Source organism: Caenispirillum salinarum AK4 (genome assembly GCF_000315795.1).
In the GTDB taxonomy this organism is placed as follows: domain Bacteria; phylum Pseudomonadota; class Alphaproteobacteria; order Rhodospirillales; family Rhodospirillaceae; genus Caenispirillum; species Caenispirillum salinarum.
The window spans coordinates 1-13246 of the sequence record NZ_ANHY01000037.1 but is presented as its reverse complement, the minus strand read 5'-3'; the positions used below and the strand labels follow the sequence as shown (position 1 = coordinate 13246).

Genomic DNA, 13246 nt, shown 5'->3' with positions numbered 1-13246 from the left:
CCAAAAGATAACGGGCGCTCCCGGTCCCCCGGAAGCGCCCGTCGTGCACACGTCGGAATGCGCGCGCTACGCCGGCTTCACCAGCGCGTGGCGCTTCTTGCCGGCGGAGACCTTGATGTGGTCGCCGTCCAGGTCGGCCAGCGTCACCACGCGCTCCTGGTCCGTTTCGGCCGCGTCGTTGAGCTTGGCACCACCCTGCTTGATCAGGCGCCGCGCCTCGCCCTTGGAGGCCGACAGTTCCAGGCGCACCATCAGGTCCACCAGGCCGACGCCCGCCTCCAGGTCGGCGCGCGGGAGGTCGATGGTGGGCAGGTCGCCGCCGGCACCGCCCTTTTCGAAGGTTTCCTCGGCGGTGCGGCGGGCGGCCTCGGCGGCCTCGCGGCCATGGGCGAGCGTCGTGGCCTCGTCGGCGAGAACCTTCTTGGCCTCGTTGATCTCCGCACCCTGCATCTGTTCGAGCCGGGCGCATTCCTCCAGCGGCAGTTCAGTGAACAGGCGCAGGAAGCGGCCGACGTCGGCGTCTTCGGTGTTGCGCCAGAACTGCCAGTAGTCGTAGGGGCTGAGGCGCTCGGCGTTGAGCCACACCGCGCCGCTGGCGGTCTTGCCCATCTTGGCGCCCGACGCGGTGGCGAGCAGCGGCGAGGTCAGGCCGAAGACCTCCTTGCCGTCGCAGCGGCGCGTCAGTTCGACGCCGTTGACGATGTTGCCCCACTGGTCGGAGCCGCCCATCTGAAGGCTCACGCCCATCTTGCGGTTCAGCTCCAGGTAGTCGTAGGCCTGGAGGATCATGTAGTTGAACTCCAGGAACGACATGCTGTGCTCGCGCTCCAGCCGCTGCTTGACGCTTTCGAACGTCAACATGCGGTTGATGGAGAAGTGGCGGCCGTAGTCGCGCAGGAAGGCGATGTAGTTCAGCTGGTCCAACCAGTCGGCGTTGTTGACCATCACCGCGTCGGTCGGGCCGTCGCCGAAGGTCAGGTACTTGGCGAAGACACTCTTGATGCCGGCCATGTTCCGCGCGATGGCGTCGTCGTCGAGCAGCTTGCGTGCCTCGTCGCGGCCCGTGGGGTCGCCGATGCGCGTGGTGCCGCCGCCCATGAGCACGATGGGCTTGTGACCGGCCTTCTGCAGGTGGCGCAGCATCATGATCTGGATCAGCGAGCCGACGTGCAGGCTGTCCGCCGTGCAGTCGAAGCCGATATACGCCGGCACGATTCCCCCAGCCATCCGGGCGTCCAGCCCCTCGATGTCCGTGCACTGGTGGAGGTAACCACGCTCCACCACGGTCCGGAGGAAATCGGAGCGGTAGGTGTCCATGGGAATCTTGCCTTTTGTTCTTGCCAGTCTTGATCGGCGTTGCGGGAAGGGGGGTCCTTTAGCACACTCGCTTCCGCCCGACAACGCAGCCTGCCATGCATGGAGCCCGCCCGCCGTGATGCCGTCCGATTTCGCCCCTGCCGCCTCCACCTTTCAGCCGCTGCGGACCATCGGCCTGATGTCGGGCACCAGCATGGACGGCATCGACGCCGCCATGATCGTCACCGACGGCCACCGTGTGCTGGAAACCGGCCCGCGCCTGACGCGCGCCTACGACAAGGCCTTCCGCGACCGCCTGCGCGCCTGCCTGGGCGGCGCCGCGCCGGCCGACGAGATCGCGGCGGTGGAGCGCGAGCTGACGCTGCTGCATGCCGAGGTGGTGGATGGCTTGATGGCCGAGACCGGAGCGGTGGATGTCATCGGATTCCACGGCCACACCATCCTGCACCGGCCCGAGGCGCGGCGGACCTGGCAGATCGGCGACGGCGCCCTGCTGGCGCGCGAGACCGGCGTGCCGGTGATCGATTCCCTGCGCACCGACGACGTGGCGGCCGGCGGGCAGGGGGCGCCGCTGGTGCCCGTCTATCACGCCGCCCTGGCGGAGGCCCTGGACAAGCCGCTGGCGGTGCTGAACGTGGGCGGCGTCGCCAATGTGACGTTCATCGGCCGCGACGGCACGCTGATCGCCTTCGACACCGGCCCCGGCAACGCGCTCATCGACGACTGGGTGTACGCCCGCGCCGGCGTGCCCATGGATGCCGAGGGGCGGCTGGCGCTCAAGGGCCGGGCGGACGAGGGCGTGGTGGCCGAGATGCTGGCGGCGCATCCGTATTTCGAGGCCCGGCCGCCGAAGTCCCTGGACCGCGACGATTTCACAACCGAACCCGTCGCCGCTCTGGGCACCGAGGACGGCGCGGCGACGCTGACGGCCTTCACCGCGGCCGCCGTCGCCAAGGCGCGCGACCACCTGCCGGAGGCTCCGGCGCTGTGGATCGTCACCGGCGGCGGGCGGCTCAACCCGGCGCTGGTGGCGGCGCTGTCACGGCGCCTGGCGCCGGCGGCGGTGGAGCCGGTGGAGCTGGTCGGCTGGGACGGAGACGCCGTGGAGGCGCAGGCCTTCGCCTTCCTGGCCGTGCGGTCCCTGCGCGGCCTGCCGCTGACCATGCCCGGCACGACGGGGTGCCCCGAGCCCTTGAGTGGCGGGCGCCGTCACAACCCCTGAGGCGGACGCGCCAGGATCGCCGCCACCACCTCGGGCAGTGCGTCCCGCCACGGCCGGCAGGCGATACCAAGGTCCCGCACGGTGGCGGCACAGTCGAGCCTGCTGTCGAGGGGGCGGGCCGCCGGCGTCGGCCAGTCGGCCGTGGTGATCGCCGCGACGGCGGGCCGACGGCCCCACACGGGCTCCGCCAGGTCGAACAGCGCCTCCGCCACGTCATGCCATGTGGCGTCCGCCGGGCCGCACAGGTGCCAGACGCCGGATGGCGTTCGCCATCCGCGGGCAATGCGGGCGAGCATGTGGTGCAGGGCGTGCGCCACGTCGGCGGCGGCGGTGGGGCAGCCGCGCTGGTCGGCGACCACGCGCAAGATGTCCCACTCCGCACCCAGGCGCAGCATGGTGCGGACGAAGGTCTGCCCGCGGACCGAAAACAGCCAGGCCGTGCGCAGGACGAGCGCTGGGCCGCCGGCCTCCAGCACCGCCCGCTCGCCGGCCAGTTTGGTGCGGCCGTAGGTGTTGAGCGGGTTTGGCGCATCTTCCTGCCCATAAGGCGCGCCGCCCCGGCCGTCGAACACGTAGTCCGTAGAGAGATGAATGAGGGGCACGCTCGCCGCCGCGCAGAACCGAGCCAGCGCCGCCGGGCCCCGGTGGTTGACCAGATCCGCCAGATCCGGCTCCGTCTCCGCCCGGTCGACAGCCGTGTAGGCGGCGGCGTTGACGACGACGTCGGGCGCCAGACGGTCCACCGATGCGGCCACGGTCTCTGGCTGAGACAGGTCCAGCGCCGCGCGGTCGACCGGTCGCCAGGAGATTCCGGAGGGCGGCGGCAGTGCGGCGAGATACGCGCCCACCTGTCCCGTCATGCCGGTGATCAGCACCCTCATGCCGCCGATTTTCCTCTCTCTCCCGTCTTGCGCGCCGGTACGCGGGCGATGATGATCTACGGTCGCAGAGTACAAGTACCATTGGGGAGCGCAAGGTGAAGGTCTTCGAAACGCCGCTGCCGGGCGTCCTGCTCATCGAGCCGCGCCTGTTCCGCGATTCGCGTGGGGTCCTGCTGGAAGCCTGGCAGGCGGAGCGGTACCGGCGCGAGGCCGGCATCAGCCTGCCGTTCGTGCAGGACACGGTGTCGCGGTCAGGCGCCGGCGTCTTGCGCGGCCTCCACCTGCAGCATCCGCGCGCCCAGGGCAAGCTGGTGCTGGTGCTTTCGGGGGCGGTGTTCGACGTGGCGGTGGACATGCGGAGCGACAGCCCCGCCTTCGGCCGCTGGTTCGGTGCCACGCTGGATGCAGACACGGCGCGGCAGATGTGGGTGCCCCCGGGCTTCGCGCACGGGTTCAAGGTGATCGGCGATCACGCCGTGGTACTCTACAAGTGCACCGACGTCTATGCGCCCGAGGCCGAGATTGGCGTCGCCTGGGACGACCCTGACATCGCCATATTCTGGCCGGAGGGCGCCCCGGTACTGTCCGAGAAGGACCGCCGCCTGCCGCGCCTCGCCGACATTCCGCGCCATACCCTGCCGCGCATGGCGGACGCTGGCCGGGGACCCGTCGCCTAGCGCGCCGGCTGGCCCTGCACGCTGGCGAGGTAGCTGTCGAGCACCTTCACCAGCTCCTCCTGGTGGTCGGTGAAGCTGTGGTCCGCACCTTCCACCTGGTGGTAGTCGACCGTGATGTTCTTCTGCTGCGACAGCTTGGCCGCCAGCTTGGCGACCGAGGCTTCCGGCACCTGTTCGTCGCGGTTGCCGTGGACGATCAGGCCCGAGGACGGGCAGGGCGCCAGGAAGGTGAAGTCGTGCTGGTTGGCCGGCGGCGCGATGGAGACGAATCCCTCGATCTCGGGCCGGCGCATGAGAAGCTGCATGCCGATCCAAGCGCCGAAGGAGAAGCCCGCCACCCAGCAGGCCCCGGCGCTGGTGTTGATCTGCTGCATCCAGTCCAGCGCGCTCGCGGCGTCGGACAGTTCCCCCTGGCCGGCGTCATACACACCCTGCGACCGGCCGACTCCGCGGAAGTTGAAGCGCAACACCGAGAATCCGCGACGCGCGAAGGTTTGGTAAATGTTGTAGACCACCCGGTTGTTCATGCTCCCGCCGTGTTGCGGATTCGGGTGGAGGACCAGGGCGATGGGCGCGTTGGGCCGCTTCGAATGGTGGTAACGGCCTTCCAGGCGGCCTTCCGGCCCGTTGAAGATGACTTCGGGCATGGGGGACGTTCAGCCTCGCTGTACGCGACGGAGGGACATGGCGCCGACGGCACCGGGGAGGACGCACGAATACGGCGGAACGGCAGGGTGGCGGCGGCGTTTCGCCGGGACCGCCACAAGGCCCGGCCAAACTTGACCGGCTTGGTCGGGGATCATATATTCAACTCCACGAGGGATAAGCCCTTTGTCGTCACCTGACGCGCGCCGTAAACTTGGATGCGTTCGTTCGTTTAAAAACGGGCCGCATCTTAGCACACGTGTGACGCGGAATTTCAATAGAATTTGAAGATGTTCGCACGACTCAAGGAAGACATGGACGCCATCCTGGCGCGCGACCCGGCCGCCCGATCTCGGCTGGAGGTCTTCCTGTGCTATCCGGGCTTCCACGCCATCGCCACCCATCGGGCGTCGCACTGGCTGTGGGGCAAGGGTTTCCGCCTGACGGCGCGCTTCTTTTCGCATTTGGCGAAGGTTTTTACGGGCGTGGAAATCCATCCCGGCGCGACCATCGGCCGCCGCGTGTTCATCGACCATGCCACCGGCGTGGTCATTGGCGAGACGGCCGAGGTGGGCGACGACGTGACCCTCTACCAGGGTGTGACGCTGGGCGGCACGTCCCTGCACAAGGGCAAGCGCCACCCGACGCTGGGCGACGGCGTCATCGTCGGTTCCGGCGCGCAGATCCTCGGGCCGCATACGGTGGGCGAGGGCGCGCGCATCGGCGCCAACGCGGTGGTGCTCGACGAGGTGCCGCCGGGCGTCACCGTGGTGGGGATCCCTGCGCGCATGGTGATGCGCAAGCCCAAGGGCATCGAGGAAGACTTCTGCGCCTATGGCGTTCCGACCGAGCATCTGCCCGACCCCGTCGTTCGCACCATGGACGCCCTGCGCGGCCAGATCAGCGCGCTGATGGATCGGGTGGAGACCCTGGAGAAGGAACGCGAGGCTTCCCCGGGCGCGGTGCCCGGTGCGGCGCCTGGGCGCGGCCAGAGGCTTCCGCACGTGGTGAGCGGCAGCGGCGATGCCGCCACGGGCGCCGAGGAGAGGGAGCCGCGCACCGGTGTGGAAGATGCGTCCGTTCCGGGCAGTGATGCCGCCTCTCCGGTGGGGGAGCGGGACGAGGATGAGCGTCGCGCCGCGTCCGGCGGTCAGGCGTGACGGCGCAAAGATAGGGAACGCCCGGTAACGCCGCGGGCGCGGCAGGGGCAAGAGGGAGTACGGACCGTGAGACTGAGTACGAAAGGCCGCTACGCGGTGATGGCGATGGCCGACCTGGCCTCGCACTCGCAGGGCAAGCCCGTGGCGCTGGCGGACATCGCCGAGCGCCAGGAAATCAGCCTGTCCTATCTGGAACAGCTGTTCGGCAAGCTCCGCAAGGGTGGTCTGGTGCGCAGCGTGCGCGGTCCGGGCGGCGGCTACCTGCTGTCGCGCACCGCCGGCGAGATGCGCATCTCCGACATCATCCTGGCGGTGGACGAGCCGATCCAGACGACCCGCTGTACGCCGGGCACGCCCGCCGGCTGCCACAACAACAAGGGCCGCTGCATGACCCACGATCTGTGGGAGGAACTGGGCAACCAGATCTATCTGTACCTCTCCAGCGTGACTCTGGAGCAGGTGACGCAGCGCAAGGTGCTGGGCACCAGCGGTCTGTTCGGCGATCCGGCCATCAACGCCGCCGCGCAGTAACCCAACCGCCCAGCCGTTCGTTTTGGCGAAGAGGGCCGCCGATGCGCCGCTTTGGGATGATCCCGGGCGGCGGTGCGGCGGTCCTTTCGATTCGAGCCACCGCAAATCCCGTTGACCATGTCTGGCAGCCGTTCCGACCGTCCCGCCGTCTACCTGGACTACAACGCCACCGCGCCCCTGCGGCCCGAGGCGCTGGAGGCGATGACGCGCGCGCTTGAGGCCGGCGGCAATCCGTCGTCGGTGCACGGCCCCGGCCGCCGCGCCCGCGCCACGGTGGAGGACGCGCGCGAAGCGGTGGCGGCCCTGGTCAACGCGCGGCCGGAACAGGTGATCTTCACCTCGGGCGGGACCGAGGCCGACGCCCTGGCCCTGACCGGCACCGGCCGGGCGCGCGCCATCGTCTCGGCCGTGGAGCATGACGCCGTGCTGAAGGCGCACCCCGAGACGCGCCTCTGCCCTGTCGATTCGCACGGTATCCTCGACCTTGAGGCGCTTGCCGCCCTGCTGGCCGAGGAGCCCGAGCCGGCGCGGGTCATCGTTTCCGTCATGCTGGCGAACAACGAAACCGGTGCGGTGCAGCCGGTGAAGAAGGCCGCGAAGATCGCCCACGACGCCGGCGCGATCATCCACTGCGACGCCGTGCAGGGGCCGGGGCGCATGGCTGTGGACATCCACGCCCTGCGCGTCGACCTGCTGACGCTGTCGGCCCACAAGCTGGGCGGGCCGCCCGGCGTGGGCGCGCTCATCGTCGCCGATCCGCTGGCGCTGGCGCCGGTGCAGCGCGGCGGCGGGCAGGAGCGGGGCAAGCGCGCGGGCACCGAGAACGTGCCCGGCATTGCCGGCTTCGGGGCCGTCGCGAAGGTCCTGGCCAGCCGCGGGCGCGAGGAGGCCGAGGCCGCCCGCGCCCTGCAGGAACGGCTGGAGGCGGGCATTGCCGACATCGCACCGTCGGCCGTCATTCATGGCGCGGGCGCGGCGGCACGGCTGCCCAACACCACCTGCGTCGGCCTGCCGGGCGTCACCAACCAGAGCCAGCTCATGGCGCTCGACCTGGGCGGCGTGGCTGTCAGCGCCGGCGCCGCGTGCTCATCGGGCAAGGTGGCGGCGAGCCACGTTCTGCGGGCCATGGGGCTGAGCGAAGAGACGGCACGCGAGGCGGTGCGCATCAGCCTTGGCTGGGCGAGCACGGTGGCGGACGTCGATGCGTTCCTGGAGGCGTGGCGGCCGCTCGCGCGTCGCGCCCGACCGGTGGCGACGGTCGACGGCGGCGTGGCGCAAAGGACGTAATAGCCGTCGCAATCTCCTTGCTCCGAGGGAAAGGGAACGCTATGCATCCCGCCGGACGGAGCGTAATCCATCCATCGATCAACCTGTCTACCTGAGGACGAAAGGAAGCGGCGCATGCCCAAGATCACCTTCATCGACAGAGACGGCGAGGCGCAGACCTTCGACGCCCCGGAAGGGCTGTCGGTGCTGGAGGTCGCGCACCGTCACGGGATCGACATCGAGGGTGCCTGCGAGGGCTCGCTGGCGTGCTCGACCTGCCATGTGGTGGTGGAGCCGGAGTGGTTCGACAAGCTGTCGGAAGCCAGCGAGGACGAGGAAGACATGCTGGACCTGGCCTTCGGCCTGACCAAGACCTCGCGGCTCGGCTGCCAGATCATCCTGAACGACGACCTGGACGGCCTGACCGTGCGCCTGCCCGCCGGCACGCGCAACGCCATGGACTGAGACGCGCCGGGCTTTCGCGCCGCGCGACAGGATGCGGAGGCGGACGACGGTGCCTGCGGGCGCCCGTCCGCCTCTTCCCATTGGCGGCTGCCGGCCCTATCTGACCTGTCATGACCATGCCCGACACCCCCACCTGCTCCCTGACCGCCCGCGCGCCCGCGTCGGAAACTGACGCCGCCGCCGGCTTCAGCGAAAGCGACCTGGCGGCCATCGCCGCCACGGCCGGCGACCTCGGCATCGACAAGCCGCGGGCCGAGACGCGCGTCGTCGTCGCCATGAGCGGCGGCGTCGACAGTTCGGTGACCGCCGCGCTGTTGGCCGAGCAGGGCTACGAGGTGGTGGGCGTCACCATGCAGCTCTACGACCACGGCGCGGCCATCCAGAAGGCCAACACCTGCTGCGCCGGCAAGGACATTCACGACGCCCGGCGCGTCGCCGACTCCATCGGCATCCCGCACTACGTGGTGGATTACGAGGGCAGGTTCCTGTCCGACGTGATGGAGCAGTTCGCCGACTCCTACGTGTCGGGCGAAACACCCGTGCCCTGCGTGCTGTGCAACCAGACCGTCAAGTTCCGCGATCTGCTGACGGCGGCCCGCGACCTGGGTGCCGACGCGCTTGCGACCGGACACTACGTGCGCCGTGTGCCGGGCGGGCAGGGGGTGGAGATGCGCCGGGGCGCCAATCCCGGCAAGGACCAGAGCTATTTCCTGTTCGCCACCACGGCGGAGCAGTTGGACTTCCTGCGCTTTCCGCTGGGCGGCTTGAGCAAGGCCGAGACCCGCGCCCTGGCGCGCCGCTACAACCTGCCGACCGCCGACAAGGCGGAAAGCCAGGATATCTGCTTCGTGCCCGACGGCGACTATGCCCGGGTGGTGGAAAAGCTGCGTCCCGGCGCGACGAAGCCGGGCGACATCGTCCACGTGGACGGCACGGTGCTGGGCCGGCACGAGGGCATCATCCATTACACCATCGGCCAGCGCCGGGGCATCGATGTCGGCGGCATGGCGGAGCGCCTGTACGTGGTGCGCCTCGACCCGGCGGCGAACCGGGTGATCGTCGGCCCGCGCAGCGCTCTGGGGCGGGACCGCTTCGTCATCCGCGATCTCAATTGGCTGGGCGGTGGTGCCGCCCCGCCGGCCGAGGGCGTGCGCTGCACCGTCAAGATCCGCAACAGCTTCACCCCCGCGGCAGCATTGGTCCGTCCCGGCGACTCGGCGGGACGCGCCGAGGTGGACCTGGACGATCCCGTCCACGGCGTGGCGCCGGGGCAGGCCTGCGTGCTCTATGACGGCGACCGGGTGCTGGGCGGCGGCTGGATCATGCGGCGCGGCGCCGCCTGATACGGGACGACGTGCTCGATCGTATACGGATGGCCCGGCACGGCGCGCAGATCGCCGGCCCTTGTGGCCCGCTTCCGGCGCCTTTCGAGCTTCACCGACGGATCGCTTAGAACTTTCTCGTGATTCATCCCCCGTTTGGTGGATGCATTACGCTTTGCGTTTTGCAAAACTACTGCTAGCTGCGTTGATCCAGTTACACCCGCCACTGTGACCCCCGGCGGTTGGACTGCCCCAGGATCGCGCATGCCAGATATCGGGACATTCCGGCACGTCCGGAATGTCCCTCTTTTTTTGCCGAAACGACTCAGGCTTCGCGCCGGTCGTGCATCAGGGGATCGGCCAGGATCAGGCGGACCAGGTCGGCCTGCCGGTGTGTGCCCGTCTTGGCGAAGGCCTGCTTGACGTGATGCCGTGCGGTGGCGTCCGCGACGCCCAGGTCGCGGGCCGTCTCGCCGATGCTGGCGCCGCGTGCGAGCGCCGCCACCACCCGCGCTTCGGCGGCGGTGAGGCCGTGCAGATCGCGCAAGCGGGTCAGCGAGAGGGCCGGCGGATGCGACGGATCGGTGACGTAGATGGTCACGGTCGGTGTCGCCAGGCGGGCATCCGCCCCGGCTTGGGGCCGGGCGGCCATGAGGTGCATGTCCGGCTTTCCCGACGGGCGGGGCAAGCGCATGGCCATGGCGTCGTGCGCTCCGGCGGAGACCTCGCACAATATCTTTCGCAGGCGCCGCGCCGCCTGGGCATCGGCCGCCGTCAGGCGGCCGGCGTCGTCAACTTTGAGCGCATCACCTGTGGTTCGAAGGACGACGGCCGGGCGGTTCATGAAGGTGATCCGTCCGTCCTGCCGCGCCAGGAACACGGCAACCGAAAGGCCTTCAAGGGCGCTTTCCGCTGCGTGCAGGGCGACCCGGCGGCTTTGGTCGAGGCGAAACAGCCCGGCCGCCCGACGCAGGTGCGGCTGCAACTTGGTGTGCAGGCGAATGTGGTGGCCTTCCGGCGGCGAGCCTTCCGGAAAAAGCGTCTTGAGCACCACCATGTCGGGTCCGTCGCGCAACACGTCGGAGGCGATGCTGTGCCGGAACCGCTGCGGTTCCATCCAGTCGCGGTAGAAGGCGCCAGCGGTCAGCGGTCCAGCCGAATCGCCGTCCGTTTCAGCCTGGGCGTCTGTGATGACGGCGGGGTGGGGGCGCCGGCGGAGCGCCCGGATCCAGGGACTGTTGCGCGCGTGGGTGCTCGCGTAGCTTTCGCGGAACCGGGCATCCAGGCTGGGCGCCGCCGCCACGTGGACCCGGCCCGACGCGGCGTCATCCAGCGAGAGGATGCAGGCACCGCCGGTCGCGGCTTCGATCAGCCGCGCCACGGAGGCCCACCCGCCGCAATCCGGCGGGTCGCTTGCGGCGGCATCATAGATGGCCGCAATGATCCGTGTCAGTTGCTCCCCCCGCACGCGCGCGGCTCCCCTTGACTGCCGGCATGCGTAGCTCCCCTGCGTCATGCCCCCGCGAACGTATCCGTTCGGATATGACACGAGTCCTACCACTTTCGCCGCCGCAGCGGGAGTCCTTTGAGCCAAATTGCATCTTCCGGGGTTACTCGGCGTCCGCGGAAGAGGGTGGCGCGGGATCGGATGCCGGATCGAGCCAGGGCGGCAGGCTGTGGTGCTCGCCAGCGCCCAGGAACGTGCGGCCGACGTCCACCGTGCTCCGCTCTCCCAGATGGCGGGCGTTGTCGTCCAGCCAGCGCCGGGCACGGTCGCGGCCCAGGTCGCGCAGCCAAGTGAGGAACTGCCACTCGGTGTTGAACTTGCTCGACGCCGACAACGCGGCCATCTCGTCCCCGCCGGAGACCATGTGAATGAACATTTTCTTGTAGTCCTCGGGCGGCAGACGGCCTTCCTCCAGCAGGCGGGACACGAAGGCGATGGCGCGCATCTCGCGGTAGAGGCTGGCGTTGAAGGTGATCTCGTTCAGCCTGTTGATGATGTCGCGGGCCCGCTTGGGCACGTCGGCGCGTTCCAGCGGGTTGATCTGCACCAGCACGATGTCGCGGCTGCCGCCCCGGTAGATGAAGGGCCACAGCGCCGGGTTGCCCATGTAGCCGCCGTCCCAGTATGCTTCGTCGCCGATTTCTACCGCCTGATAGAGGAAGGGCAGGCAGGCCGAGGCCATGATGTGGTCGGCCGTCAGTTCGTCGTGGCGGAAGACGCGCGGCCGGCCCGAGCGCACCGAGGTGGCGGTGACGAAGACCTGCACCCGGTCGCAGCGGCGCACCCGGTCGAAGTCCACCTGCTCCTCGACGATGCTCTGCAGGGGATTGTGGTTGATGGGGTTCAGTTCATAGGGGCTGAACAGGCGCTGCATGAGGTCGGCGCCCAGGAAGAAGGGGTTGGCGTCCAGCCCCCACGAGCCCGTCAGCCAGCCCAGCGGGCCGCGCTTGAAGGGCGACAGGCGCGAGGTGTGGGCGACGGCGCCCCAGAACCGTTCCAGCCCCACGCGCGCCGCCTCGCGGTCGCCCGAACCGGCAAGCCCGTTGGCGACCACGGCGGCGTTCATGGCTCCGGCGGAAGTGCCCGACATGCTCTCGATGGAAATGCGGTCGTCTGCCAGAATGGCGTCCAGCACGCCCCAGGTGAAGGCGCCGTGCGCGCCGCCGCCCTGCAGCGCGAGGTTCACCGGCCGTCCGCCGCCGCAGGGGCGGATGCCGGGGCTCTGGAAGCGCGCCCGGCGCCCGGTCGCCGGGGGCGGGTTGCGCCGATCGGCCGGGGCGTCGGCGCGACGGCCGGGCGTGTCGGCGCCCAGCGGCGGGATGTCGGGCTCGGTGGCTGTGCCGTCGGCCTGGTGGCTGCTCACGGTGTCCTCCTTTTTCCCATGGACGGGGCGCGAACGGGTCATGCTGCGCCGCACAACAAGGGTGGGCCGCGTGCGGCCGGCGGGCAAGGGCGGGGCGTGCACAAAAATGAAAACAAGGTGTTGACGCCTCCGCTGCGTCCGTTTATATACGGGCCTCCCAGCGCGATGGCGGAGTAGCTCAGCTGGTTAGAGCAGCGGAATCATAATCCGCGTGTCGGGGGTTCAAGTCCCTCCTCCGCTACCAAGTTAAAAAGCCCCGGAACCAAAGGTTTCGGGGCTTTTCTCTTTTTTGCTCATGCTATGCCTGATCTGGCCGCTGTCCGACTTCAGGGAGTACCCCGGGAGGGTTACGGAACTGTGCCGGTGCTGCAACGGTTTTGAACGGTGCGTCGCAACCCGCGGCGCGACTGCGCTGGCAACCGTTGAGGCAAACACCGTGCGCGATGCCGTGCCGTGTGGCTCCGTTACGGATTATGAAGGCGGGGCAGGCGGCATGGCGCTGCGCGGCATCATCGCGACCTGCCTCTACTGCATTTATATCGGTGCGGCGCTGTCCGGCGGCGGGGTCCACGGCAGCACGGCGTCCTACACCGGACTTGTCCTAGCCGCACCCTTGAGGTTCGGCGCGATCTGCCTGCCATTCTTGCGGCGCTGACGGCGGCGTCGGCCCTGACGGTGGTCACCAGGCTCGGTGGAGCGTGGCAGACGCTGTCGTGCGACGGCGCCCTTGGCGTGACCCGGCCCTTCTCCTCGCCGTTTCTGCGGCCGACCGGGCTGGCGGCGGACCCGAACCTGTTCGGCCTGATCGCGGTCATCCTGCCGGGCGCGGCGCTGGCCCTGTCGCTGCGGCCCGGCGCGGCGAAACCGGCTCATACCAAATCCGACGGGCA

The 13246-nt window shown here is 69.5% G+C and carries 14 protein-coding genes and 1 tRNA gene; 10 read left to right on the top strand and 5 right to left on the bottom strand.

The genetic code is table 11. From position 1 onward, the window contains the following. Positions 1-66 precede the first annotated feature (66 nt). Complete coding sequence (gene tyrS, locus C882_RS21930) at positions 67-1317, bottom strand: tyrosine--tRNA ligase (protein WP_009542886.1); 1251 nt, start codon at positions 1315-1317, stop codon at positions 67-69. A 118-nt stretch (positions 1318-1435) separates the two neighbouring features. Here tyrS and C882_RS21925 point away from each other — a divergent pair, with 118 nt between their 5' ends. After that, the gene (locus C882_RS21925) at positions 1436-2539 is read left to right on the top strand and encodes an anhydro-N-acetylmuramic acid kinase (RefSeq protein WP_052000265.1); all 1104 of its coding nucleotides are present in this window, start codon (positions 1436-1438) and stop codon (positions 2537-2539) included. On the opposite strand, the gene rfbD is transcribed toward C882_RS21925, so the two are convergent. Beyond that, positions 2527-3420: a dTDP-4-dehydrorhamnose reductase gene (gene rfbD / locus C882_RS21920; protein ID WP_009542884.1), complete on the bottom strand. Its 894-nt coding sequence runs from the start codon at positions 3418-3420 to the stop codon at positions 2527-2529. The two genes, C882_RS21925 and rfbD, sit on opposite strands and share 13 nt — an antisense overlap. A 95-nt stretch (positions 3421-3515) precedes the next feature. Between rfbD and rfbC the strand changes: the two genes are divergently transcribed. Continuing rightward, positions 3516-4097: a dTDP-4-dehydrorhamnose 3,5-epimerase gene (rfbC, locus tag C882_RS21915; RefSeq protein WP_009542883.1), complete on the top strand. Its 582-nt coding sequence runs from the start codon at positions 3516-3518 to the stop codon at positions 4095-4097. Here the strand turns inward: rfbC and C882_RS21910 are convergent. Continuing rightward, the gene (locus C882_RS21910; protein ID WP_009542882.1) at positions 4094-4744 is read right to left on the bottom strand and encodes an alpha/beta hydrolase; all 651 of its coding nucleotides are present in this window, start codon (positions 4742-4744) and stop codon (positions 4094-4096) included. The two genes, rfbC and C882_RS21910, sit on opposite strands and share 4 nt — an antisense overlap. A gap of 288 nt (positions 4745-5032) precedes the next feature. On the opposite strand from C882_RS21910, the gene cysE reads away from it, so the two are divergent. From cysE to mnmA, 5 genes are all read left to right on the top strand, one after another. Then, positions 5033-5902, top strand: a complete 870-nt coding sequence (gene cysE, locus C882_RS21905) for a serine O-acetyltransferase (protein WP_043647214.1) — start codon at positions 5033-5035, stop codon at positions 5900-5902. Positions 5903-5968: 66 nt separating this feature from the next. After that, complete coding sequence (locus C882_RS21900; RefSeq protein WP_043647212.1) at positions 5969-6433, top strand: Rrf2 family transcriptional regulator; 465 nt, start codon at positions 5969-5971, stop codon at positions 6431-6433. A 117-nt stretch (positions 6434-6550) separates the two neighbouring features. Then, positions 6551-7720 (top strand): cysteine desulfurase family protein, encoded by a 1170-nt coding sequence (locus tag C882_RS21895; protein ID WP_009542878.1) that lies wholly within the window; start codon positions 6551-6553, stop codon positions 7718-7720. 114 nt (positions 7721-7834) lie between these two features. Then, positions 7835-8164 carry a ferredoxin family 2Fe-2S iron-sulfur cluster binding protein gene (locus tag C882_RS21890; protein WP_009542877.1) on the top strand — a complete coding sequence of 110 codons (330 nt, stop codon included), beginning with the start codon at positions 7835-7837 and terminating at the stop codon, positions 8162-8164. Between the two features lie 110 nt (positions 8165-8274). Next, positions 8275-9507, top strand: coding sequence for a tRNA 2-thiouridine(34) synthase MnmA (mnmA, locus tag C882_RS21885; RefSeq protein WP_009542876.1), 1233 nt, complete (start codon positions 8275-8277; stop codon positions 9505-9507). Positions 9508-9811: 304 nt separating this feature from the next. Here mnmA and C882_RS21880 read toward each other — a convergent pair whose 3' ends face one another. Together C882_RS21880 and C882_RS21875 are read right to left on the bottom strand one after the other, a co-directional pair. After that, entirely contained in the window at positions 9812-10954 is a 1143-nt protein-coding gene (locus tag C882_RS21880; RefSeq protein WP_043647210.1) for a helix-turn-helix transcriptional regulator, read from the bottom strand. Between the two features lie 142 nt (positions 10955-11096). Then, positions 11097-12356 (bottom strand): patatin-like phospholipase family protein, encoded by a 1260-nt coding sequence (locus C882_RS21875; RefSeq protein WP_009542874.1) that lies wholly within the window; start codon positions 12354-12356, stop codon positions 11097-11099. A 167-nt stretch (positions 12357-12523) separates the two neighbouring features. Here C882_RS21875 and C882_RS21870 point away from each other — a divergent pair. The 3 genes from C882_RS21870 to C882_RS24815 form a co-directional block, all read left to right on the top strand. Continuing rightward, positions 12524-12600 (top strand) — tRNA-Met (locus C882_RS21870). A gap of 249 nt (positions 12601-12849) precedes the next feature. Next, a complete protein-coding gene (locus tag C882_RS25175) occupies positions 12850-13011 on the top strand; it encodes a hypothetical protein (RefSeq protein ID WP_160166807.1) in 162 nt (53 codons plus the stop codon). A 20-nt stretch (positions 13012-13031) separates the two neighbouring features. Further along, on the top strand, positions 13032-13246 hold a 215-nt coding region (locus tag C882_RS24815), incomplete at its 3' end, for a hypothetical protein (RefSeq protein ID WP_152415464.1).

Bases quoted from the DNA above. Each gene is read 5' to 3' on its own strand.
- C882_RS21925 (WP_052000265.1), top strand. From the start codon at position 1,436: ATGCCGTCCGATTTCGCCCCTGCCGCCTCCACCTTTCAGCCGCTGCGG.
- tyrS (WP_009542886.1), bottom strand. From the start codon at position 1,317: ATGGACACCTACCGCTCCGATTTCCTCCGGACCGTGGTGGAGCGTGGT.
- rfbD (WP_009542884.1), bottom strand. From the start codon at position 3,420: ATGAGGGTGCTGATCACCGGCATGACGGGACAGGTGGGCGCGTATCTC.
- C882_RS21890 (WP_009542877.1), top strand. From the start codon at position 7,835: ATGCCCAAGATCACCTTCATCGACAGAGACGGCGAGGCGCAGACCTTC.
- mnmA (WP_009542876.1), top strand. From the start codon at position 8,275: ATGACCATGCCCGACACCCCCACCTGCTCCCTGACCGCCCGCGCGCCC.
- C882_RS21910 (WP_009542882.1), bottom strand. From the start codon at position 4,744: ATGCCCGAAGTCATCTTCAACGGGCCGGAAGGCCGCCTGGAAGGCCGT.
- C882_RS21895 (WP_009542878.1), top strand. From the start codon at position 6,551: ATGTCTGGCAGCCGTTCCGACCGTCCCGCCGTCTACCTGGACTACAAC.
- cysE (WP_043647214.1), top strand. From the start codon at position 5,033: ATGTTCGCACGACTCAAGGAAGACATGGACGCCATCCTGGCGCGCGAC.
- C882_RS25175 (WP_160166807.1), top strand. From the start codon at position 12,850: ATGGCGCTGCGCGGCATCATCGCGACCTGCCTCTACTGCATTTATATC.